Source organism: Rhodococcus sp. Ni2 (genome assembly GCF_021352185.1).
Lineage (GTDB): Bacteria > Actinomycetota > Actinomycetes > Mycobacteriales > Mycobacteriaceae > Rhodococcus_F > Rhodococcus_F qingshengii.
In genome coordinates this window covers 1,539,151-1,562,718 of the sequence record NZ_WOXZ01000002.1, presented here as the reverse complement: position 1 = coordinate 1,562,718, position 23,568 = coordinate 1,539,151, and the positions used below count along the sequence as shown (strand labels likewise).

Below are 23,568 nucleotides of genomic sequence, written 5' to 3'. Positions count from 1 at the left end.
ATTTGTCCTCTCGGCACAAAACTGTCTCTCGGCACTAACATGGTGGCCAGAATCAGGCGTTAACGGAAGTCTCGCGATTTGGCCGTAACTCGCAGATCCATCAGCTGCATCCGGTCTGCCACGACGGTGACAGCGCCTTCTGCATTCTGCACCTTCCCTCGAATAAGCAACGCCGGCGCCGTATTTGCCAATTTTCGGTACTTTGCCCACAACCCCACCGAACACACGACGTTGACCATGCCGGTTTCGTCCTCGAGGTTGATGAACGTGACGCCCGCAGCTGTGGCCGGACGCTGCCGGTGTGTGACTGCTCCCCCCACCAGCACACGGTCACCGTCCGGGATGTCGAGAAGTCTCGACGCCGGCACCACGCCGAGCGCGTCGAGCTGTGGGCGGAGGAATTGTGTCGGGTACGTGTCGGGAGATACTCCTGTCGCCCAGACATCCGCCGCCGCTAATTCGACGTCGCTCATGCCGGGCAGGGTGGGAGCTGTGACCGACGCACCGATACCGGGCAAGCGGTCGGGGCGCTCCCCCGCCGCAGCGCCCGCTGCCCACAGCGCTTCTCTACGCGAGATACCGAAGCTGGCTAGCGCACCGGCGGTCGCCAGCGATTCAGCTTGTGCGGTAGTCAGTTCCACCCGCCCGGTCAGATCGAGAAACGACGTGAACGGTCCACCGAGGTCGCGCTGTTCGACAATTTTCTCGGCGAGTGCATCGCCGATGTTGCGCACTTCCCCCAGCCCCAGCCGAACCTCGAATCCACCTGCCTCGACGGTGGCATGCGCGAGGCTGACATTGATGTCTGCACCGTGTACCTGCACTCCGTGCCGGCGCGCATCGGCAACCAAGGACTGCGGCGAGTAGAAACCCATGGGCTGCGCGCGCAGAAGTCCGGCGCAGAACGCAGCGGGATGATGAAGTTTGAACCACGAGGAGTAGAAGACCAGCGCGGCAAAACTCTGTGAATGGCTTTCCGGGAAACCGAAATTAGCGAATGCATACAGCTTTTCGTAGATCCGGTCGGCAACCTCGTCACCGATGCCGTGTAGGTCTCGCATGCCCTGATAGAACCTCGCGCGCAGTTGTTCCATCTTCTCGGTGGAGCGTTTCGATCCCATTGCCCGACGCAATTGATCGGCCTCGGACGGCGTGAAGCCCGCAACGTCGACGGCCATCTGCATCAACTGTTCCTGGAACAGCGGAACCCCCAACGTGCGTTCGAGTGCCTTCTCGAGCGACGGATGGTCGTAGGACACAGGTTCGAGTTTGTTGCGCCGACGAATGTACGGATGCACTGATCCGCCTTGAATCGGCCCCGGACGGATGAGCGCGACCTCGACTACCAGGTCGTAGAAGTTTCGAGGCTTCAGACGCGGCAGTGTCGCCATCTGCGCACGTGATTCCACTTGGAACACCCCCACCGAATCTGCCCGCTGCAGCATCTCGTACACCGCCGTTTCCGACAGATCGAGTTGCGCCAGATCGACTGTGATGCCTTTGTGTTCGGCCACCAGATCCATCATGTAGTGCAAAGCAGAAAGCATGCCGAGACCGAGCAGATCGAATTTGACCAGCCCAGCGGCAGCACAGTCGTCCTTGTCCCACTGCAGGACACTACGATTGGCCATCCGCGCCCACTCCACCGGGCAGACGTCGGCGATGGGACGATCACAGATGACCATGCCGCCTGAGTGGATGCCCAGGTGCCGCGGATAGCCTTCGATCTGCGCCGCCAGTTCGAGTACCGGACGCGGAATATCGGTATCCGCGTTCTTGTCGATACCACCCCACCGGCCGACCTGCTTACTCCACGCATCTTGCTGGCCCTGCGAAAAGCCAAGTGCCCGAGCCATGTCCCGCACTGATGATTTTCCTCGATAGGTGATGACATTGGCGACCTGCGCGGCATACGTACGCCCGTACTTCGCGTACACGTGCTGGATCGCCTCTTCCCGGCGGTCGGACTCGATGTCCACGTCGATGTCGGGCGGGCCGTCACGTTCGGGCGCAAGAAACCTCTCGAACAACAATTTGTTGCGAACCGGATCGACATTGGTGATGCCGATCGCGTAACACACCGCCGAGTTCGCAGCGGAACCTCTTCCCTGACAGAGGATGTCGTTGTTCTTGCAGAACGACACGATGTCATGCACCACCAGGAAATATCCGGGAAAGTTCAATCCCTCGATGATGGCAAGTTCATGTTCGAGCTGTTTGTATGCCTTCGGTGCACCTTCCGGCGGTCCGTAGCGTTCCAGCGCCCCCACCATGGTGAGCTCACGCAACCACGACGCCTCGGTATGCCCGGCTGGCACGTCGAACGGTGGCAATTTGGGCGCGATGAGCTTGAGATCGAAAGCGCACTCACGACCAAGATCGGCGGCACCACTGACAGCCTCGGGATAGAGCGAGAACAGTGCCGCCATCTCCGCGCCGGACCGCAGGTGCGCTCCGCCGGTAGGGGCCAACCATCCTGCTGCCTCGTCCAAGCTTTGACGCGACCGCACAGCCGCCATTGCCATGGCGAGGCGTCGACGCGGAGGAGCGGCGAAGTGCGCGGCGGTGGTCGCCACCGTACGTAGTCCATGCTCTCTCGCCAATTCGGCCAGAACGGCATTGCGCTCGTCGTCCTCCGCCAACCCATGATGAGTGAGTTCCACCGACACTCGCTCCGCCCCGAAACGCTCGACCAGATCCCCCAAGGCATCCGCCGCTGCTTCGCGACCACCCGACGTCAAGGCTTGCCGCACATGACCTTTCCGGCACCCGGTCAGGATCTGCCAGTGGCCACCGGCCGCTTCGGTCAGCACGTCGTAGTCGTACTGCAGTTTGCCCTTCTCGCCGCCCGCCAGATGCGCGGCAGCGATCTCCCGCGAGAGCCGGCGATACCCTTCCTGCCCACGGGCAAGTACCAGGAGGTGCGTTCCACCGGGATCTGCCGTGCCGGTTCTGGGTACCGAATCCAGAGACAACTCGGCCCCGAACACGGTGCGCATTCCCCATTCACGTGCGGCTTCCGCAAACCTCACCACGCCGTAGAAGCCGTCGTGATCGGTGACGGCGATAGCTTCGAGCCCGAGACGCACTGCTTCCTCGACCAGCTCTTCCGGCGGTGATGCACCGTCGAGGAAACTGAAGGCCGAGTGAGCGTGCAGTTCTGCGTAAGGAACTACACCGGCACCACGGGTGAGCTCGCCCGCGTGGTACTCGCCGCGCTTTCTTGACCAGGCGGGGCTGTCGCTTCCATCGCCCGGAAACAAATCCTCATGTTCCACACGGCCGGGTCGTCCGGAAAGCACCCGTTCCATCTCGGACCACGTCGGCGGCCCATTTCCCCAACCCACACTGACCTCGCACCTGATCGAGTCGGCCGTCAGGGACGACCGACTGCTCGAGGATGCCGAAAGGGAAGACGCACCACATACATCGAACTGATGTTCGATGCTGATTCAGTCTGACAGGTCACTCACCCACAGTCAACAGAGCGAATCTCAACCCTCACCGTCTCGTCACATTCAGATGTACGCATGTCTGCACTCCGTTCACTTTCGCCCCAGATCATTAGCGGCGTTCATAATCTCCATCCACACTGTTTCCAGGAGTACTACTCGTATGTCGTTCTCGCGCAACACACGTAGGTTGACGGCCGTCGCCGGCGCCGTCGCCGTTCTGGCCGCTGCCGGCTGCAGCAGCAGTGCCGACGAGGCCACCGGCTCGAACGGCGCGACCGTCGATCGCGCCGCGACCGGCGAACTGTCCTCGAACGGTGGCGCTCGCCGCATCGACGGTGATCAGTCGGCCGCAGTGCGCGACGCCGTCAACGCTTCCGGCGCGAAGAACGTCATTCTCTTGATCGGCGACGGCATGGGCGACTCGGAGATCACCGCCGCGCGCAACTACGCCGAGGGCGCTGCCGGCAGCTTCCCCGGTCTCGATGCCCTGCCGATCACCGGCCAGTTCACGCACTACGCACTGACCAAGGACGGCAAGCCCGACTACGTCACCGACTCCGCAGCCAGCGGATCGGCATGGTCCACCGGCACCAAGACCTACAACGGCGCGATTTCCGTCGACATCAAGGGTCAGGCCCAGTCGACCGTCCTCGAGATCGCCAAGGCGAACGGCAAGGCCACCGGCAACGTCTCCACCGCCGAGGTGCAGGACGCCACCCCCGCAGTGCAGGTCGCGCACGTCAGTGGCCGCAAGTGCTACGGACCGGAGGCAACGTCCAAGTCCTGCCCGGAGAACGCCCTCGAGAACGGCGGCAAGGGGTCGATCAGCGAACAACTCCTCGACACCCGCGCCGACGTCACCTTCGCCGGCGGCGCCAAGTCCTTCGCCGAGACTGCGAAAGCCGGTGACTGGCAGGGCAAGACACTCAACGAGCAGGCCGCAGCTCGGGGCTACCAGCTGGTGAAGAATGCCGCCGAGATGAACGAGGTCGGCAAGGCCGATCAGGATGCACCCGTGCTCGGCTTGTTCGCCGACGGCAACATGCCCGTCCGCTGGGAAGGCTCTGTCGCCACCCGTGACGGTTACCTGCAGCCCGCAGAAACCTGCGTCGACAACCCCAAGCGAACCTCCGACGTACCGAAGCTCGCGGACATGACTCAAAAGGCGATCGACCTACTGAAGGTCAACGACAACGGATTCTTCCTCCAGGTCGAAGGTGCCTCGATCGACAAGCAGGATCACGCAGCCAACGCATGCGGTCAGATCGGTGAAACCGTCGACCTCGACGAAGCTGTGCAGAAGGCACTCGAATTCGCGAAGACCGACGGAGAAACCCTGGTCATCGTCACAGCCGACCACGCTCACACCAGCCAGATCGTCACCAACGTCAGCGCCGACGACATCGCCACCATCGCCAAGGACCAGAACATCCCGGTCGAGCGCGCCCAGGAAATCGTCTACCCCGGTCTGACCCGTAAGCTGACCACGAAGGACGGCTCGGAGATGACGATCAGCTACGGAACGTCCGAAGATCCGGCCGTCGAATCCGAAGGGCATACCGGCACTCAGTTGCGCGTAGCAGCTTTCGGCCCGCACGCGGCCAATGTCAGCGGCCTCACGGACCAGACCGATCTGTTCTTCACGATGACCGACGCGCTGGGACTCGACCGTTCCAAGGTCGCAGCTCACTGACCTGACAACACCCGACCCGGTAAAAGCCTGGGTCCAGTCACACCAGAGCAGCCAAGGCGCGCACCCGATCTTCGGGTGCGCGCTTCGGGCAACTGGTGCATTTGCCTTCACCGGGCACCTCGTAAATCAGGCAGCACGACGCGCGCTGCGTGAATCTGCGTCGCCCGGATGCCACCGGTGTCAACGGATCAGAAACGCGCACAACACTTTCATTGCGGCCGACATCGACGAAACGCGGAACCGGAATGCCCGGGTTCTCACCGCGGAGAACATCGATCAGGCCGGCAGCAAATGCACTTCCGCGTTCCCTCGCGCTACCGGCGGCGTCGAGGCTGCGATTGGCGATGGAGTCCGTCGCGATCGCCCACAGCGCCTGCTGCCGAACGCCGGACACCTCGGCGAGTACCTCGATCACGGGACTGAGTGAGCGGAACATCGCGTGGCCCAACTCCGCCACACTCCGCGAGATCGGAATGACCGATCCGGCAGCAAAACCGCCCAGATAGCCGTTGTCACGCAAGAAGATCCGCCCACCGTCCAACGATGGATCGGCCGCGAACCCGGTGACCATCCCGGTTCCGATCGGAATGCCGGTCAGCGTCGAGCTGGCCGAGTACCACCACAACGTGCCGTTCACTCGACTGTCCGCACTCCCCCATCGCTCTGCCGTATCGGCGACACGTGCTGCCAACCACTGGGGGTCGGTCATCAACACCGCGGGCACCGTATCCGGATACGCGCTCAGGTTGTCGAAGAACGGCACAGCTACTGCCATACGGGCGTAGATCCCGGCCACCGATTCCGTCATGCCAGCCCCAATATCTCCATCCGCGGACGTACTCCGCGTTCGACTCGCGCCCTGATGCCGAAAACCTCGGCCAACAACGGCTCGTCCAACACCTCGACCGTAGACCCACACGCGCGGAGTTCACCTTCGGTGAGCACGGCAAGGTTGTCGCAGTACTCGACTGCCAACCGTAGATCGTGCATCGTGACCACAACTGCGAGCCCCGCCGACGCAAGTTCGGTAAGCAGTTCCATCACGATCAACTGGTGACGAAGATCGAGATGATTGGTCGGCTCGTCCAACAACAGAACCTTGGGCTCCTGAGCCAATGCGCGGGCTATCGAGACACGTTGCCGCTCACCACCCGACAGGGTCGATACGTCTCGTCCGGCAAGCTCGACCAAACCGACCTGCTCGATGCACCGGTCCACGATGGTGGTATCGCGCTCCGTGCTTCGGTCCAACCAGCTGCGGTGCGGAGTTCGTCCGAGCGCGATCGATTCACGAACCGAAAGTCCTGCCGAGACAGTGGGTTCTTGAACACTTGCCGAGACAGTTCGGGCGATGTCCTTACGCGAGAGCGTCGTCGAGTCGACTTGATCGATCAGAACTGCGCCACCTGTCGGCGTCAAAGCGTTGTAGCAGCAGCGCAGCGCCGTCGTCTTGCCACTGCCGTTCGGCCCGACCAAGCCCAATATTTCACCGGACTTGACTGCGAAAGTGATGCCGCGCAACACTTCGCGATTTCCGAGCCGCGCCCGGGTCTCGACGAGTTCGAGCAGGGGCGCAGTTTCGGAGTCTTTCGGGAGTGTCACTGTTCTGGCCTGTGTCACTGTTCTGGCCTGTGTCACTGTTCGAGCCTCCGATACTGCCGGTAGAGCATCCAGACGAAGATCGGTGCACCCACGAGGGCCGTGATCACTCCGACCGGAACTTCAGTGGATTGTGCCACCGAGCGCGCAGCGGTATCCGCGGCAACCATCGCGACGGCGCCCAGCAGGGCTGCAGCAGGGAGCAGTCGAATTGCTCTGGTGCCGACGATGAAGCCGGCCAGATGCGGGATCAGCAGACCGATGAAACCGATTCCACCGGCAACGCTGACTGCTGCGCCCGCCAGTACGGAGACCGCGAGCAAGGACAAGACACGGAACCGTCGGACGTTCATACCGAGTGCAGCGGCCCCGTCGTCACCGGTCTGCAAAACGTCCATCCATCGCGAACTGAACAGAAGGGCTGTGCCGACGACGGCCAGTGTGATCGTCGGGAAGATCAGCGTCGACCATCGTGCATCACCGAATCCGCCGGCAATCCAGTGCATCACCGACGTCACGTGCCGATCATCGGCCAATACCAGGATGCAAAAGGTGATGAGCGCCGAGAATATCTGGGCGAGCGCGACACCCACCAAAATGATCGCGGTCGGCTGCGGATACCGGCCGCCGATCAGCAGTGCGAGAAACAACGGGATCATCGCCCCGGCAAATGCTGCGACCGGAATCGTGAAAACCCCGAGGAGGCCGGCGCCGAAACCCAGCACCGACACGAGCACCACCATGAATCCCGCGCCCGACGAGACTCCGAGCAGATACGGATCGGCAAGCGGATTACGGGTGACAGCCTGAGCAACTGCACCTGCCATGGCCAACGAAGCACCCACTACCGCGGCAGTGAGTGCACGTGGCAGGCGGGAGTCGATCACGATCGACTCCCGCGCCGCGGTCCACCACGTCTCGAAAGTCCCTGGCGCCAAACGTGCTCCGACTATCGCCCAGACGTCACCGACGGGAATGCGAACCGATCCCAAGGATACGGCCAACCCCAGGACGATCGCCAAGGCGACCGCCAAGCCGACAAGCAGGGCGCCGTACCCGTAACGCGTGCGGGTCACTTCGCCGCGTCAGCGCCTGGATGGAAGGCTGTTGCGATGATCTGTGCCGAACGCACCAACCGTGAACTCTCGAACAGGTCAGCGAGAGGAACCACGACGAACCGGTTCTGCTGCACAGCAGGGGTGGTCGCCATCAACGGCTGGGCACGGAGGAAGTCGATCTTCTGCTCGGCTGTCTTGTCGCCGTAGTCGATGACCACGATCGCCTGGGGTGCACGCTCGGCAACAGCTTCCCACGATGCGTCGATGTAGGGCTTTGTCCCTTCGGCGAAGATGTTCGAGACGCCGGAGTATTCCGCGACCAATTGACCGACGCCGACTCCGCCGATGGTCGTCGGAACCTGGTCACCGCTGTCGTAGAAGAAGGTCGGTACCGGCGCCGCGTCTCCGACCGAAGCGCGGACGGAATCGAGACCATCGCTGATCTCCTCTGCGACCTCGCGGGCGGAATCTTCGACGCCCAGGACTCGACCGAGTTGCGTGTAGTCGTTCTCGAGCAATCCGATGTCGGGGAACCCGGTGCCACAGTATTCCGAGAAGAGGAAGGTGTTGATTCCGCGCTCGCCGAAAGCGTCTCGGGAACGGCCTTGCTTCTCGTTGAAGGCACTGGTCATTCCTCCGACCACGAAGTCCGGATCGACGTCGAGAACCTGCTCCATGCTGGGGAACGTATCGGAGAGGCTGGGAATCTTGTTGAATACATCGGCGGTCTCGGCAGTTGGCGGGTTGTCGCTGTACGCCCGCCCGACAATCCGATCACCCGCGCCGATCTCGATGAGGGCTTCGGTGACGTGTCCGTTCAAAGACACGATGCGCTGCGGCGGCGAATCGAAGGTCATCTCGCGATCGCAGTTGGTCACGGACACCGGCTGTGCGAAGGATTCCGCAGCAGACGCCGACTCTGATTCCTGACCTTTGGAACAACCTGCCGAAACCAAGGCGACCGCGATGAGAACAGCGGCGGCGCGGGACGGGGAGAACTGAAGTGACACGGGGACCTCGTAAGGGCTCTGAGCCACGAATGAGGATCCGACAGACAACTCCGCCCGCACGCTGATCCTCGGCCAGAGCTCCTGCTGGACTTCCTTTTCGTAGACCACGACGAATGGATGTCGCACACCGCGCGGCGGGTAATCGGGCTTGCCGACACTCGGTGACTACCGAGAATCGACCTACCGTTGCGGGTCAGCGCCGGATTCGGACCGGCTTCCCCCACACGCGTGGCTTGCAAGTGCTTCGAGCAGTATGCATGACGTTTCCGATTCAAGACCAAACGCCCACTACAGTCGATCTGGCCAGACGCCCCCACACACCGGAGTTGATACATGACACGCTGGGCCCAAACCGTCGTCGCCCGGAAATGGTGGGTACTGAGCCTCGCGGTTCTGATAGTTCTCATCAGTGGGGTGTGGGGACTCGGAGTGTTCGGCAAGCTCAGCCAGGGCGGCTTCATCGATCCGGGCAGCGACTCCGCGAAGGTCGCCGACATCATCGAAGACAATCTCGGACCGCAGACCCCGGACATCATCGCGATCTACTCGCCCACGGACGGCAAGACTCTGGACGACATCGGGCCGGCAGTGACAGCCGCCGTCGACCAGTTCAAAACCGAAGTGCCGACCGCTTCGGTGAAATCGTATTGGGGAACAGACGCCGCAGCGAAGGCCAGCCTGCTCTCGAACGACGGATCCATGGCGGCCGTTGCGATCACGTTGGCCCCGGACTCGGGCGTCACGCCCGCCACTTTCGCCGATCTCCTGCCGAAGCTCGAAGTCGAAGGTGCCGAGGCACAATTCGCGGGTAACACCGTCGTCGGCGTCGCATTCAACACCAAGCTCGAGAAGGACCTGGTGGTCGCCGAAGCCATCGCCATTCCGATCACTCTGGTGCTGTTGGTCTTCATCTTCGGCGGCATCGTCGCTGCTGCCGTGCCCGTGTTCGTGGGTGTACTCAGTGTCCTGAGTGCTTTGGCGGTTCTGCGAATCCTCACGCTGATCACCGATGTGTCCTCGTTCTCGATCAACGTCGCTTCTCTTCTCGGGTTGGGACTGGCCATCGACTACGGACTGTTCGTGGTCGGTCGGTTCCGTGAAGAACTGAATTCGGGCTCGGACCCGGGAGCGGCTGCTCAGCGGACAGTTCTGACGGCGGGTCGCACCGTCATGTTCTCGGGTCTACTGCTGATCTGTGCGTTCAGCGGCATGCTCGTATTCCCCCAGGCCGTCATCCGCTCTCTGGGCTTCGGCGCGATCGCTGCGGTATTGAGCGCGGCCGTCCTGTCGCTGACCGCTGTGCCTGCGCTGCTTGCCATTCTGGGGCATCGCATCAACGCCCTGACGTGGCGCAAGGATGCGGCGCAACGCGGCGAGGAACGCTCGCGCAAGTTCTGGGGCCGCGTCGTCACGTGGGTGATGAAGCGTCCGGTCGCAGTCTCGGTGACGATCGTGGCTGTGCTGCTCGTGATGGCCTCGCCGCTGCTCGGCGCCCGGCTGGGAGAACTCTCGTACACCGCACTACCGGACAACGACCCCGCTCGCGTCGCAATGGACACGTTGGTCAACGACTTCCCGCAAACCGGAAACGGCGCAACGATGATCCTTCAGGCCGAGGACGGGAACACTCTCACCCCGGCCGAAGGTGCAGCGATCGCCGAGTCCGCCGGTCAAGTCGAGGGCATCGGTCAGGCGACCGTCGTCGCGAGCACCAATCAACTCGTCGCGGTTCAGGCTCTCTACAGCGAGGGCTCTACACCCCAATCACAGAGCGCCGCAGTGACAGATCTGCGTGCGATCTCCGCTCCCGACGGAACGGTGCTGCTTGTCGGCGGCGGTCAAGCCATGGTCGACGACGGCAACAACGCCGTCCTGCACTGGCTACCGGTGATGATCCTCATCATGGTCGGATCCACCCTGATCCTGTTGTTCCTCGCGTTCGGTTCGGTGGTGCTGCCGATCAAGGCGGTGCTGATGGCAGCCCTGAGTCTCGCGACCACCTTCGGTGTCCTCACCTTCGTCTTCCAGGACGGACACGGCGTCGAACTCCTCGGGGTCAGTCAAACTCCGCTGGAGGCGACGTTCGTCGTGCTCATCCTGGCGGTGGTCTTCGGATTGTCCACGGACTACGAGGTTTTCCTGATGTCACGGATGGTCGAGGCCAAGAACGCGGGAGCGACGACAGAGGAAGCGGTCAAGTTCGGAACCGAGCGCACCGGCCGCATCGTGACGGCTGCCGCCTTACTCCTGATAGTGGTGACGGGGGCCTTCGCAATGTCAGGGCTGTCAGTGATGAAGTTCCTGGGCGTCGGCATGATCGTCGCGCTGATCGTCGACGCGACCATCATCCGCATGTTGCTCGTGCCCTCGCTCGTGAAGTTGATGGGCGAAGCGAACTGGTGGGCTCCTGTGTGGATGAAAAAGGTTCACGCGAAGGTCGGCATCGGCCACTGATCGCGACTGGATCATGTCGCTGAAGAGTGCCTGGGATCCTGCGGAGAGCCGTGTTTGACTAGGGGTCGTGGATGACTTACCTGAGAGTGTTGTGGTCGGCTCAGCAGTGTTTTCGCGTGTCGACTCGGACGATTCGTTGGCGTGCTGGACATCGATCATCGATGTCCAGGGGGTCGGTGACTCCAGGCCGGTGAGTCTGGTTATCGAGCCGGCCACCGTGCCGGAGTCTGCGGTGTGTGAGCTCGCTGCGACCGTGATGGCCCGGTTCGGTGAGTTTGCCGAAGTCGCCGCCGATTACCTGCGTCAACAGCTGCGTGGGCCACAGTTCGGCCTCCGCCACTCCGAACTCGTGGAGTTGGACGCCACGGAGTCACTGTTCGGCGAACCTGAGGCGGTGATCTGGGCTGACGGAACCTGGCTGCTGCGGTTCGCTGAGTCAAGGCTCGAGATGGCCGATCCTTTCGGGATCGGTGTTCTGTTCGAAGGAACGACCCCGTATGCGGTCGAGGACTTGTCGGGCGCTGAACCGGCCTAGGGTTTGCCGGCCTGGCCACTCCATCGCCTCGACGATGGTGCGCCGGTCTACTGGCGGACGGCGCATGGCCTTCACACCCTCGGAACAACGGCCGCCCACATCTCATCCGAAATCACGTCACGCGACGCAAGGACGAGCGCGCACCCCACTGCGCCCGAAACTCTTCAGCAACAGACCTAGTGGATTTCCCTGATCGGGCAGTCGTCCTCGAGGATGACTGCCCGATCGTCTAAATCGCTCCGCAGGGCGATGTTCTCCGAAGCTGATTTCGTCAGACTTGGAGCATGACAATTTTCGAATGGATCCTTGCAATCCCCGCTCTTGCGCTTGCCGTCGCGTTCTTGTTCTCCGGAATCATCTCCGCGGGCATCGACTTCGACGCCGAGGACGGGGTCATGACGCATTGATGTTCGTTTCCCTCTAGCCGCTGATCTTACTTTGGAGTAAGTTACCGACTATGGCCACATACATCGTCACTGGCGGTACCGGATTTCTCGGACGAGCTGCACTGCCACTCCTGCTCGAGCGTGATCAAACTGCTCAGATCCATGTGCTGGTCAGAGCCGGTTCTGTCGCCAAACTCGAAGAACAGGTGTCGGCAATTCCCGGCGGCGATCGCGTGCATCCGCTCATTGGAGATCTGACCGAGCCTGGGCTGGGCATCGATTCTCCCCCACCTGCCGACCACGTCCTTCACCTCGGCGCGATCTACGACATCACCGCCGGAGACGAGCAGGCTTCGACGAATGTCGAGGGCACACGCTCCGTGGTCGAACTTGCTGCGAAACTGGGAGCCACCCTTCATCACGTGTCATCGGTCGCAGTCGCAGGCGACTATCCGGGCACGTTCAGCGAGACCGATTTCGATTGCGGCCAAGGCTTTCCGACGCCCTACCACCGAACCAAGTTCGAGGCCGAGAAGCTCGTTCGAGAACGAGAAGGCCTCACCTGGCGTGTTTATCGGCCGTCTGCCGTGGTCGGCAACTCCGTCACCGGGGAGATGGACAAGATCGACGGTCCGTACTACTTGTTTCCAGGACTGGCGCTACTCGCGAAACTACCTGCAGCACTCCCCGTCCCGATCCCCAACCTCGGCGCAACCAATGTGGCGCCCGTCGATTACGTAGCCGCCGCCCTCGTCGAATTGATGCACGCGCCCGGCCACGACGGCGAAGCATTCCATCTCGTGAATCCGAAACCTCAACCGGTACGCGAAATCTATGCCGGACTCGCCAAGGCCGCCGGAGCGCCCCGGCCCGCACTCAGCCTGCCGGGCGTGATCGCCAAACCCTTTGTCTCGCCATTGCCGATGGATTCGGCAGAATCGGCGCGGAAGGTCTTCCTCGATCGCATCGGCATGCCTGCAGCATTGCTCGACAACATGACGATGGCGCCGACCTTCACCTCGGAGAGAACCGTTGCCGCCCTGGCCGGATCGGGACTGGCGGTCCCCGAGTTCGGGTCGTACTCCACTGTGTTGTGGAAGTACTGGCGCGCAAACCTCGATCCCAATCGCGCACGACGTAACAGTCCCGAAGGACCACTCGTGGGTCGGATCGTTCTGATCACCGGAGGCTCTTCCGGAATCGGCAAGGCATCGGCCATTGCCGCCGCTCAGAAGGGCGCCACCGTTCTCCTGATCGCACGCCGCACCGACGAACTCGATGCCGCAGTACAGGAGATTCGATCAGCCGGAGGCAAGGCGTTCGGTTACCCCTGCGACATCACCGACGACGAGTCGGTCCAGCACACGATCAAAAGCATTCTGACAGAACACGATCACGTAGACATGTTGGTAAACAACGCCGGCCGATCCATCCGGCGCGGCATTTACCACTCCACTGATCGTTTCCACGACTACGAACGAACGATGGCCGTGAATTACTTCGGCGCTGTGCGATTGGTGCTCGCCTTGTTACCGACCATGCGTTCTCGCCGCTTCGGCCACATCGTGAACATCAGCAGCGCGGGAGTCCAGGCGGCAACGCCTAGATTCTCGGCCTACGTGGCGAGCAAGGCCGCCCTCGACGGTTTCTCGGACGTAGCCGCCTCTGAAACCCTGGCGGACGGAATCACTTTCACGACCATCCACATGCCGCTGGTCGAAACACCGATGATCGCTCCGACCGGCGAATACAACAACGGCCCGATCACCAGCCCGGAAAAGGCTGCGGCAATGGTGATCCGCGCGCTGATCGACCGCCCCAAACGCATCGACGTACCACTGGGAACCCTGGGTGATCTGGGAACCCTGTTCGCACCGCACACCAAGGACCGAATTTTCAACCAGATGTACCAGGCCTTCCCCGATTCTCCGGCGGCAAAGGGTCAGGTAGACAAGGAAACTCCGGCAGACGCTCCGGCAACACCGGCGCGACAGCACCACTCGCGCTCGCGCATCCGCAAACTCGGCCGTCGTGCCGCCCGACTCGTGCCCGGTACGCACTGGTGACCGGTGGTGTGACTTCGTCTCGGAGCGTTTCGGCAAGAGGAACGGATCTGTAGGTTCAGTCGGCGAATCCTCACCGGGTCACGCTGACAAAATCAATCAACCGCCAGTTGCACAGGGTTCCGTATCGGTGCCTGACCCCGGGACCACCAGACCAGACTCGTAGGCGATGACGACAGCGTGCGTCCGATTCTGAGCACCGAGCTTTGCCAGCACGTTCCCGACATGCGTTTTCACTGTCTCCAGGCTCACAACCAGAACCTGAGCAATATCCGAGTTGCACAGCCCGGTGGCCATCAACCGCAATACCTCTTCCTCCTTTGCTGTCAGCGCTGCATTCGGGAACGCCTCAGCGGAGACCAACGGGCGGGGCGTAACCATCCGGCGTAGCGCGGCAGGGAACAGGATCACTTCGCCCGCCGCCACCACACGTACTGCCGCTGCGATCTGCGGGACTGGGAGCCGCTTCAGCACGAAGCCACTCGCGCCCGCACTGAGTGCGGCCGTGACGTAGCCATCGTTTTCGAAAGTGGTGATTACCAAGACTTTCGGCGGTTCGGTGCACTCGGCCTGGAGGTGCCGAGTTGCCTCTATTCCGTTGCGCAGCGGCATCCGCACGTCCATCAGCACCACATCCGGACGAAGTTGCCGCGAAAGCTCCACTGCTTCGATACCGTCGGAAGCCTCGCCGACGACCACAATCCCGGGCTGAGCTGCGAGCAGCATACGCAGGCCGCTGCGGGTAACGTCGTCGTCATCCGCAATCAGCAGGGTGACTGGCATGCTTGCAGGTTTGGCGGCGTCCTCACTCCAATTGGCTTCGGTCATCGTGCCACCCGGACCGGCAACTGAACACTCAATCGCCAGCCCCGGGCTCCGTCCGGTCCAGCCTTGAACTCACCGTTCAAGAGTCGCACGCGCTCGGCCAAACCTGCCAGGCCGCGCCCTGATCTTCGAACTACGTCTGCCTTTCCCCCGGTCACTGCCCCGATGCTGTTGACCACTCTGAGCTCGACGCTCTCCGAGCCGACTGCCACCGTGATTTCGATCGGCCCGCTGTCCCCGTGCCGCAGAGCATTGGTCGTCCCCTCTTGCAGGATCCGGTACGCCGCGCGAGAGAGTGTCCCCTGGATCTGTGAAAGGTCACCCGACAGGTTCACCTCCACAACCGCCCCCGCATGCCGCAACCGATCAATTAACGCAGGCAAGTCCGACAGCGTCCGAGAAGGTACAGCCCCAGGCCTCTCCTCGCGAAGTACACCCAGTACGTAGTCCAGGTCCTCGAGCGCTGCCCGTGTCGACTCCTCGATGCTACGCATGGCGGCCCTCGCTGCGGCAGGATCGGAGGCAAGCACCTCGCCGGCCACCGCCGCCTGGATCGTGGCGGCGGTGAGCGTGTGTCCGATCGAGTCGTGCAACTCGTGAGCGACCCGATTACGTTCGGCCAGTTGCAGTTCACGTTCTTCCGCCAGCGCGAGCCGTTCAGCCGTGGACGGCCCCAACAGTCGTGGCGCCAGCCATCTCAGCAGTGTTGCCACCAGGACACAAATTCCTACCGCAAGCAGGAGGCAGCCGGCCGCCACGACCCAGGTCCATCCACCCGTCACGTCAACCGACGTATCGAACAGACTGATTCGCGCCGTGCCGCCGAGCCAGTTCCCCGGGAGCGAAATCCCCATGATGAAAAGGACGCTGGTCGCGAGCGCCGCCAGCCAACCCACCATGACATGCAGGACAATCCAGAGCGGGGCCCGCCAGCGATCAATGTCCGAGAGGTTAGGAGTACGGTGTCCGAGCGCTGGACTCGGCAGCGACACCTGCAGCAGTCGGCGGGCAGAAACGATGAGCGCGCGTCGCACAGGATGCACCAGGCCGAGTGCTCCTACCAAAGTCACCCATATGAGCAGGACCGAAAGCACCCGGACGAACTCGGGTGCGGATTGCCACGCGAGAGCAGGCAACATCGCAACCACCAGAAGTGGCAGGCTTGCCAACACACCACAAAAGGCGAAAAGTACAGCTGAGTATGTAGAGCCCCGCATCAGCGGTCGTAGTCCGGTGATCATGATTCGACAAGTATGACTGGGCCGCTCGGCGATGGCCTCCCCCGATCGAGGGAGATGGTTTTCCCGCGTCGGAGCGATGCGCGACCAATCCTCCAGCAGACAGGATCGTGTCCAGACCGATCAATCTCTCCAAGGAGTTCTACTGATGCGCCGCCACAGTCGACAGGGCCAGCCTCCCTCACCCCAAAGACAAAGCCGGAAACGGCACCGCGCCCTCTGTTCCGTCGCAATGACTCTCAGCGTGGTCACCCTCGGTGCGTGCTCGTCGTCCGCCGATACCGTCGCTGCGCGGCACGATGCGGTTCAACGCTCCCTCGACGCGCTGGTGAGCGAGGACGGACTACCCGCCGCCCTCGCAAGCATCCAAGACCGAAACGGCAACTCCCACAACTACACCGCAGGAGTCGGTGACCTGACCACCGGATCAGAGGTACCCCCCAACGGCCAGATACGAATCGGCAGCAACACCAAAACCTTCACCGCAGTAGTGGTCCTGCAACTGGTCGCCGAAGGAAAGATCGAACTCGACACCCCCATCGAGACCTACCTACCCGGACTCGTCCGCGGAGACGGGATCGACGGCCACAACATCACCATCCGCCAACTCCTCCAACACACCAGCGGACTCCCCAACTACAGCAACTACCTGGAAGACGAAGTCCGATATTACGACCCACGCGAACTTCTCGACATCGCGCTCGAACATCCTGCCGACTTCGCCCCCGGAACGAGTTGGAAGTACAGCAACACCAACTACGTCCTCGCCGGCCTACTCGGACAGAAGATCACTGAAAAACCCCTCGCCGAGGAGATGAACCGGCGAATCTTCGCGCCGATCGATCTGCAGCACACATACTTTCCTGAACCATACGACGAGAAGATCTCGGAACTTCACCCCCGCGGCTACTACCGGGAGTCATCGGACGCGCCTCCCGTCGACATCACAGAGATAGACCCCTCGTGGGGATGGGCCGCAGGGCAATTGATCTCCACCACCTCGGACCTCAACCAGTTTCTCCACGCACTCCTCGACGGACGACTGCTCCCCGCAGCCCAACTCGACCAGATGCGCACTACCGTCCCCGCGGAGGAAACCTTCGGACCCGATGCCCGCTACGGACTTGGATTGGTCAGCCGCCCGCTACCGTGTGGCGGCCTGTCCTGGAGCCACGGCGGCAGTTTCCCTGGATACGAGACACGCGGGGGCGCTACCGACGACGGACGCGAAGCGAACATCGCGGTCAGCATGCAAGTAGTCGACGACGCCACCCGGAGAAAACTCGAACACGCGGTGGATATCGCCCTTTGTCGCTGAGGCCTCCTGTCAATCACCAAAGGCCGCCTACTCCGAAATAGCTCGTCAAACCGACAGTATCGGCCGCGAGACGCCGGACTCCGAGGTGCAGCCAGCTACACCCCGTACGCTCCGGCACGCACCACCGAGAGACTGCACTTCGCACCATGGAGGACGCGTACGCACGTCAATACTGTTCTCTGCATGTGGAACTCACCACGAGATTCGACGAACAGGAGACCACAACCAATGACCACCCTTCGACGTCGCCCCCTGCTCACCGTGCTTCCGGCAGTCACCGCTGCAGCCCTCATATTGGGCGTGAGCGGATGTGGTGACACCACTGACTCCACTGATTCCACTCGGCAAAGCGACGCTGCCGTGCAACAGGCGCTCGACGGCGTCATCGAGCAGGGGATCCCCGGCGCACAACTCGTGATCTCCGACCCGTCGCGGGGCACTCGCATCATTCGTGCAGGAATGGGAAACACCGCCACCGGCGAGCCTATCCCCGATGATGCGCGGGTCCGAATCGGCAGCAACACAAAGGCCTTCGTCTCGACCGTCGTCATGCAACTCGTCGACGACGGACTGCTCGACCTCGATATGAGCATCGAGCACTACCTGCCCGGAACGGTCGTAGGCAACGGGAACGACGGCAACCGAGTCACCATTCGAGATCTCTTGCAGCACACCAGTGGACTGACGGACTACCTCGCCGCCGGCGGAGCACGGCCGGAAGACATCAAGCCCGGCCAGCTGCTGGTGGGGACAAGCGCACAACCACCGGAGCACTTCTCCCCCACTGAACTGGTCGATATCGCGATGTCTCTTCCACCCGGCCCGGCAGCCAAAGACAAGGCTGTCTATTCGAACACGAACTACATTCTGCTCGGGATGCTCATCGAGAAGGTCACAGGACGCCCTGCCGCGCAGGAGATCACCACCCGCATAATCGATCCGCTCGGACTGATGGACACCTATTTTCCCGCCTCCCGCGAGACACAGATCCGCGGTTCTCATGCACAGGGCTATCACCCGATTGACGGCATTCAGGTCGATGTCACCGATGGCGACGTGTCGTGGGCCGACACCGCAGGTGCGATGGTCGCAACGGGCGCCGACCTCAACACTTTCTTCACGGCTTTGCTACGCGGCGATCTCGTCTCGAATGACAGGCTCGCCGAGATGAAACACACCGTGCCGTTCGACAGGAGCCCGCAGGACAGCTACGGACTCGGACTAGTCCGCGTGAACAGCTCCTGCGGGAAGGAGATCTGGGGTCACGGCGGCGGAATTCCCGGCTTCGGCACCTCGGGCGGAGTCGATACCACAGGACGCGCTGTGACTCTCACCCTCAATCACATCCCGATGAGCGAGGACGCCTTCGTAGCAGCACAGCGAGTTGTCGACGCAGCGATGTGCGAGAAGTGAAGGAAACATGTTCGTGCACGACTTCGCACGCAACATCGAACAACAATTCTTCCCGAGCGAACGATGTCCCGAACCTACCAATCCTCAGGAGTTCTACTGATGCGTAACAATATTCGAAAGGGCTTCCCTTCCTCAGATCGCCGGCAGGACCGCAAACGGCACCGGACCTTTTCGGTCGTTGCCGCGGCGGCCCTCGGTGCCATGACGCTGGCGTCCTGCTCGCCGTCATCCGCCCTCAGTCCCGATACCGTCGGTTCTTCCTCCACCGAGTCCGACGCGGTTCAACGCTCCCTCGACGCGCTGATGAGCGAGGACGGACTACCAGCCGCCCTCGCAAGCATCCAAGACCGAAACGGCAACTCCCGCAACTACACCGCAGGAGTCGGTGACCTGACCACCGGATCAGAGGTACCCCCCAACGGCCAGATACGAATCGGCAGCAACACCAAAACCTTCACCGCAGTAGTGGTCCTGCAACTGGTCGCCGAAGGAAAGATCGAACTCGACACCCCCATCGAGACCTACCTACCCGGACTCGTCCGCGGAGACGGGATCGACGGCCACAACATCACCATCCGCCAACTCCTCCAACACACCAGCGGACTCCCCGATTACGGAATACACGTCAATGACGAAGAGATCAGATACCGCTACGCCGACCCCCACGATTTGCTCGACGTCGCGTTCCAACACCCCGCCGACGCACCGCCCGGAACGAGTTGGGGGTACAGCAACACCAACTACATTCTGGCCGGCCTACTCGTACAGAAGGTTACCGGCCGCCCCCTCGCCGAGGAGATGAATCGACGTATCTTCGCGCCGATCGGCCTGCGCGACACCTACTTCCCATCCCCGGGAGACATGACCATCCGGGGTCCCCATCCCAAGGGATACCACCGCACCGCACCAGACAGCCCACTGAGTGACGTCACAGAGATGGACCCGTCGTGGGGATGGGCCGCAGGGCAGCTGATCTCCACCACCTCGGACCTCAACCAGTTCCTCTACGCGCTACTCGACGGACGACTGCTCCCCGCAGCCGAACTCGACCAGATGCGTACCACCGTCCACGTCGGCGGGCCCACCGGACTCGAGTACGGCCTCGGCCTCACCAGCAGGACTCTCTCGTGCGGCGGGGTCTACTGGGGCCATGGCGGCGACATAGTCGGTTACGAGACCCGCGGCGGCATCACCGACAACGGGCGCGCCGTAAACCTTGCGGTGACTGCTCTTCCCACGACTGCGTCCGCCACGCAACACGTCGTAGACACCGTGGACAGAGCTTTGTGCAGTTAAAGCTCTGGTGACAGCGTCACCCGGAATCTCACCCGAGTGACGCTGTACCGCCCGACGAAACATTCGGTCGGTTATTGGCCGAACGGACCAATGCGGCCAACGTGTCCGCTGCCACACTTCATCAGTCCATGCGGCACAACGCAATTCAGGAGACATGATGAAGTCGGAACGCGCCACAGTTGAGGAACCCTCGCATAGCGGCGGCAAGTCGATACAAAAAATATTGGACAACAAGTCAATTCGTCGAACAACGACTATGACTGTTGGGCTGCTCAGTACGATCTGGATGATCGACATGATAGATCGCGTGATGATCGGGCTTGCACTGCCGATGATCGGAGACGAATTCTCCCTCAGTAATACGCAATTGGGCGGAGTCGTGTCGATCTTCGCCATCTTTTACATGCTCGGGCAGGTCCCCGGCGGCATGCTGGCCGACCGATTCGGACCCCGGCCACTATTGATCGTTGCGTTGATCCTGTGGTCGGTGTTCACCGCACTGACAGGATTCGCCTGGGGACTCGTCTCGCTGATGGTCATGCGTGCGATGTTCGGGCTCAGCCAGGGCCTCTTCCCAGCAGCGTCGTTCAAAGCTCTGGCTGAGCGAACCCGTCCGAAAACTCGCGCCACGGCCATGGGCTTCATGATCGGTGCAAACAACCTGGGCCCCGGCATCGCACCATTGATCATCGCCCCAGTTCTCATGGCCGTCGGTTGGCGGGACGCATTTTGGCTGGTGGCCATAGTCGGCGCCGTGATCGGCACAGTCGTCTGGTTGGTGCTCCCGGCGCCGTTGGACACAGAGATCACGGAAGATCCGGAGGCCGCACTGCAACCGCTCGCCAGTGAACACTCACGCGCCGCGGTATTCAAGTCCGTTTCGGTCTGGAAGTTCGCACTTCTGTTCTGCCTGGCCAACATGGCCGGATATGGGCTGTTGACCTGGGTGCCGAGCTACCTCCTCAACGAAAAGGGGCTCTCGCTGATCGATACGGGAATCTTCGCGGCGATCCCGTTCATCGTCACGGCATTGGCCATCGTCGTCGGTGGACGTCTGGTGGACAAGTACTTTCACGACAGCGCGCGCATTCTGCTCGTTCCGTGCATGGCCACCTCCGCCATTCTGCTGTTCTTGATGACTACCACCGATACCGTCGCGATGTTCACGTTCTATCAAACCCTCGCGATGGGCGTCAGCGGACTGTGCTCGATGTCGATCTTCGCCCTCCCGTTGCGGGCATTGCCTGCCGAATTCCTCGGTTCCGGAATGGGTTTGATCAACGGTTGTGGACAGCTCGCCGGTTTCATCACCCCCCTCGTGATGGGATGGATGGTGGACCAGTTCTCGTACATGGCCGCGTTCGGAGTCCTGGTCGGCGCGACGGCTGCGGCGGCTTTGGTGGCCATGATCGTTCCGCAAACCCCGGCGAAATTCTGAGGGCTCTCACGTGGTCCGGCGAAGTGGCCGCTGAAGGGTCGTTCCCGGCAGTGGCCGCTTCGCCGATCCGGAGCTGACCCCGGTGCCAGCTCGTCACCTCACTGCATCGAACCCGTTGCGCGAGCGCCGAAGTGCGCGCCCTGCAAGCATCCCCGTCGGCACCCCGTCCGACAGTGCCGGTTGCCCATTGACCACAACGTGCCGCATTCCGGTCGCATACACTCTTGGGTTGTCGTATGTCGCGAGATCCTCTACCTGCGAGGGGTCAAAGATCGCCAGATCGGCGTATCCCCCTGGCGCAATGTAGCCCCGCTTCGCCAAACCGAAGTTTTCAGCAGGAAGGCTGGTCATTCGGCGAACGCATTCCTCGACTGATTGCCCGCCAATGCCGCGGGTGTAGCGGCTCAGAATACGGGCGAAAGTTCCGAATGAACGGGGGTGGACGGGTTGCCCCGCGAAAAGGGTCTCCGTGCTTTGAGCATCGGCATCGGAACCAACCGAAACCCAGGGACGCTCGAAGGCAGTTCGCGTGTTGTCCTCCGACGCAATGAAATAGGCAGCCTCGGCTGTGGGGAGAGCGTCGAGAACAGCCAGTATGGTGTCTACCGGGTCATGATGCCCCATCCTCCGAGCAATAGATCCCAGAGCTTCCCCCGCTCGGATCCCGAGTGCCGGTACCTCGGACAAGATCGTCACCCCATCGGCGCCTCCGGACGCAGCGTAGAGATTCTCCCAGTCCTCGTCCTCACGATGGATCCTCTCGCGGATCTGCTCTCGGACACCGGTCGAGTTCAGGTGCGTGCGCCCGGCCGTCGTGTCACGACACCGAAACTCCGGTGGCAACGCGGCACTGAGCAGCGTGTTCCCCGCCTCGTACGGATATACGTCCGCGGTGATTCGCACACCGTCCTCGCGAGCCGACTCAACCAATTGCAAGGCCTCGGACATTTTGTGCCAGTGCGACTTACCAGCAACCTTGAGGTGGTAGATCTCCCCGCGCGCTCCTGTCGTTCGAGCGATATCGACCAGTTCCTCGATGCTTTCGAGAAACCTCTGCCCTTCGCTTCGGAGATGGCAGATATGGACGGCATCGTGTCTGGCGAGCACCTGCGAAAATGCTCGCAACTCGCCGGAATCCGCATAGCTTCCGGGTGGATAGATCAGAGCCGAACCCACTCCGAGAGCTCCATTTTCAAGCTCCTCGTCGAGCAGGGCACACGCTTCGGCCAGCTCTTGTTCACTCAACAGGCGATTGTCCACACCCGCAACCACCATGCGCAGATTCGCCGCGCCGACGAAGCTCGCCACGTTGAAACCGACGCCGTTCGTCTCCAAGGATTCGAGAAAATCATGCAACCTCGGCCAATGTGATTGCACCCCAGTTGGAATCGCGCCCAATCCGAGCATCGCCGGAGTCATCGAACCCGTGACCGGTCCGAGAGACACGCCTTCACCGAAGACCTGGGTTGTGACCCCCTGATACAAGTCCGACAATCCTCGTGGGTCTTGCTGCAGCGTGAGGTAACTATGGCTGAGCACATTCACAAAACCGGGAGCCACCATGCAACCGCGAGCATCGATGTCGATCGCCCCCGGCACAGCACCGATCGTTCCGACTTCCACGATCGTGTCACCGGAGATCGCAACATCCGCTTTCCTGGGCGGGCTCCCTCTACCATCGAGCACAGTCCCGTCCCGAACGACGATTGTCGGCAGCATCACGTCTCCTCCACGGTGGCCTTGCTGTCGCGAGATGCGACCCTGTTCACTTTGCTGAATCGTGGAAG

At 61.9% G+C, this 23,568-nt stretch carries 17 protein-coding genes and 1 riboswitch; of the genes, 9 read left to right on the top strand and 8 right to left on the bottom strand.

Translation table 11 applies throughout. The annotated features are described in order from the left end of the window. Window positions 1-59: 59 nt before the first annotated feature. Entirely contained in the window at window positions 60-3,347 is a 3,288-nt protein-coding gene (locus GN300_RS20805) for an error-prone DNA polymerase (protein ID WP_037129108.1), read from the bottom strand. 268 nt (window positions 3,348-3,615) lie between these two features. On the opposite strand from GN300_RS20805, the gene phoA reads away from it, so the two are divergent. Beyond that, complete coding sequence (gene phoA, locus GN300_RS20800; RefSeq protein ID WP_063316680.1) at window positions 3,616-5,148, top strand: alkaline phosphatase; 1,533 nt, start codon at window positions 3,616-3,618, stop codon at window positions 5,146-5,148. 37 nt (window positions 5,149-5,185) lie between these two features. Here the strand turns inward: phoA and GN300_RS20795 are convergent, their stop codons facing one another. From GN300_RS20795 to GN300_RS20780, 4 genes are read right to left on the bottom strand one after another with little or no spacing between them, the layout of a single operon-like run. Beyond that, window positions 5,186-5,956, bottom strand: coding sequence for a (2Fe-2S)-binding protein (locus tag GN300_RS20795; RefSeq protein ID WP_063316681.1), 771 nt, complete (start codon window positions 5,954-5,956; stop codon window positions 5,186-5,188). Beyond that, entirely contained in the window at window positions 5,953-6,750 is a 798-nt protein-coding gene (locus GN300_RS20790) for an ABC transporter ATP-binding protein (protein WP_081305329.1), read from the bottom strand. Before GN300_RS20790 ends, GN300_RS20795 begins: the two co-directional genes overlap by 4 nt. Before the next feature lie 32 nt (window positions 6,751-6,782). Beyond that, window positions 6,783-7,823: an iron ABC transporter permease gene (locus GN300_RS20785; RefSeq protein WP_058226420.1), complete on the bottom strand. Its 1,041-nt coding sequence runs from the start codon at window positions 7,821-7,823 to the stop codon at window positions 6,783-6,785. Then, entirely contained in the window at window positions 7,820-8,815 is a 996-nt protein-coding gene (locus GN300_RS20780; protein ID WP_063316757.1) for an ABC transporter substrate-binding protein, read from the bottom strand. Before GN300_RS20780 ends, GN300_RS20785 begins: the two co-directional genes overlap by 4 nt. Window positions 8,816-8,930: 115 nt before the next feature. Next, window positions 8,931-9,077, bottom strand: a riboswitch (cobalamin riboswitch). Window positions 9,078-9,148: 71 nt separating this feature from the next. On the opposite strand from GN300_RS20780, the gene GN300_RS20775 reads away from it, so the two are divergent. The 4 genes from GN300_RS20775 (at window position 9,149) to GN300_RS20765 (ending at window position 14,256) form a co-directional block, all read left to right on the top strand. Continuing rightward, on the top strand, window positions 9,149-11,269 hold the full coding sequence (locus GN300_RS20775) for an MMPL family transporter (RefSeq protein WP_003940878.1): 2,121 nt from the start codon (window positions 9,149-9,151) through the stop codon (window positions 11,267-11,269). A 67-nt stretch (window positions 11,270-11,336) separates the two neighbouring features. Beyond that, window positions 11,337-11,804, top strand: coding sequence for a hypothetical protein (locus GN300_RS20770; protein ID WP_231915037.1), 468 nt, complete (start codon window positions 11,337-11,339; stop codon window positions 11,802-11,804). Window positions 11,805-12,088: 284 nt separating this feature from the next. Then, entirely contained in the window at window positions 12,089-12,211 is a 123-nt protein-coding gene (locus GN300_RS29775; RefSeq protein WP_003940840.1) for a hypothetical protein, read from the top strand. 50 nt (window positions 12,212-12,261) lie between these two features. Then, window positions 12,262-14,256, top strand: a complete 1,995-nt coding sequence (locus tag GN300_RS20765) for an SDR family oxidoreductase (RefSeq protein ID WP_063316682.1) — start codon at window positions 12,262-12,264, stop codon at window positions 14,254-14,256. A gap of 96 nt (window positions 14,257-14,352) precedes the next feature. Here the strand turns inward: GN300_RS20765 and GN300_RS20760 are convergent, their stop codons facing one another. Beyond that, on the bottom strand, window positions 14,353-15,081 hold the full coding sequence (locus tag GN300_RS20760) for a response regulator transcription factor (protein WP_007727444.1): 729 nt from the start codon (window positions 15,079-15,081) through the stop codon (window positions 14,353-14,355). Continuing rightward, entirely contained in the window at window positions 15,078-16,250 is a 1,173-nt protein-coding gene (locus tag GN300_RS20755) for a sensor histidine kinase (protein ID WP_233405678.1), read from the bottom strand. Before GN300_RS20755 ends, GN300_RS20760 begins: the two co-directional genes overlap by 4 nt. Before the next feature lie 298 nt (window positions 16,251-16,548). On the opposite strand from GN300_RS20755, the gene GN300_RS20750 reads away from it, so the two are divergent. The 4 genes from GN300_RS20750 (at window position 16,549) to GN300_RS20735 (ending at window position 21,781) form a co-directional block, all read left to right on the top strand. Then, window positions 16,549-17,634, top strand: coding sequence for a serine hydrolase (locus GN300_RS20750; RefSeq protein ID WP_233405677.1), 1,086 nt, complete (start codon window positions 16,549-16,551; stop codon window positions 17,632-17,634). Between the two features lie 228 nt (window positions 17,635-17,862). Then, window positions 17,863-19,047 (top strand): serine hydrolase, encoded by a 1,185-nt coding sequence (locus GN300_RS20745; protein ID WP_007733647.1) that lies wholly within the window; start codon window positions 17,863-17,865, stop codon window positions 19,045-19,047. A 99-nt stretch (window positions 19,048-19,146) separates the two neighbouring features. After that, entirely contained in the window at window positions 19,147-20,343 is a 1,197-nt protein-coding gene (locus tag GN300_RS20740; protein WP_233405676.1) for a serine hydrolase, read from the top strand. A gap of 295 nt (window positions 20,344-20,638) precedes the next feature. Continuing rightward, complete coding sequence (locus GN300_RS20735; protein WP_230691667.1) at window positions 20,639-21,781, top strand: MFS transporter; 1,143 nt, start codon at window positions 20,639-20,641, stop codon at window positions 21,779-21,781. Window positions 21,782-21,874: 93 nt separating this feature from the next. On the opposite strand, the gene GN300_RS20730 is transcribed toward GN300_RS20735, so the two are convergent. Continuing rightward, on the bottom strand, window positions 21,875-23,500 hold the full coding sequence (locus GN300_RS20730) for an amidohydrolase family protein (protein ID WP_007727452.1): 1,626 nt from the start codon (window positions 23,498-23,500) through the stop codon (window positions 21,875-21,877). Window positions 23,501-23,568: the final 68 nt, after the last annotated feature.

What these genes read in the sequence shown, in the direction of transcription:
- GN300_RS20750 (WP_233405677.1), top strand. Translation starts at nt 16,549, where the DNA reads ATGACTCTCAGCGTGGTCACCCTCGGTGCGTGCTCGTCGTCCGCCGAT.
- GN300_RS20765 (WP_063316682.1), top strand. Translation starts at nt 12,262, where the DNA reads ATGGCCACATACATCGTCACTGGCGGTACCGGATTTCTCGGACGAGCT.
- GN300_RS20730 (WP_007727452.1), bottom strand. Translation starts at nt 23,500, where the DNA reads ATGCTGCCGACAATCGTCGTTCGGGACGGGACTGTGCTCGATGGTAGA.
- GN300_RS20735 (WP_230691667.1), top strand. Translation starts at nt 20,639, where the DNA reads ATGATAGATCGCGTGATGATCGGGCTTGCACTGCCGATGATCGGAGAC.
- GN300_RS20775 (WP_003940878.1), top strand. Translation starts at nt 9,149, where the DNA reads ATGACACGCTGGGCCCAAACCGTCGTCGCCCGGAAATGGTGGGTACTG.
- phoA (WP_063316680.1), top strand. Translation starts at nt 3,616, where the DNA reads ATGTCGTTCTCGCGCAACACACGTAGGTTGACGGCCGTCGCCGGCGCC.
- GN300_RS20795 (WP_063316681.1), bottom strand. Translation starts at nt 5,956, where the DNA reads ATGACGGAATCGGTGGCCGGGATCTACGCCCGTATGGCAGTAGCTGTG.
- GN300_RS29775 (WP_003940840.1), top strand. Translation starts at nt 12,089, where the DNA reads ATGACAATTTTCGAATGGATCCTTGCAATCCCCGCTCTTGCGCTTGCC.
- GN300_RS20740 (WP_233405676.1), top strand. Translation starts at nt 19,147, where the DNA reads ATGCGTAACAATATTCGAAAGGGCTTCCCTTCCTCAGATCGCCGGCAG.
- GN300_RS20745 (WP_007733647.1), top strand. Translation starts at nt 17,863, where the DNA reads ATGACCACCCTTCGACGTCGCCCCCTGCTCACCGTGCTTCCGGCAGTC.
- GN300_RS20760 (WP_007727444.1), bottom strand. Translation starts at nt 15,081, where the DNA reads ATGACCGAAGCCAATTGGAGTGAGGACGCCGCCAAACCTGCAAGCATG.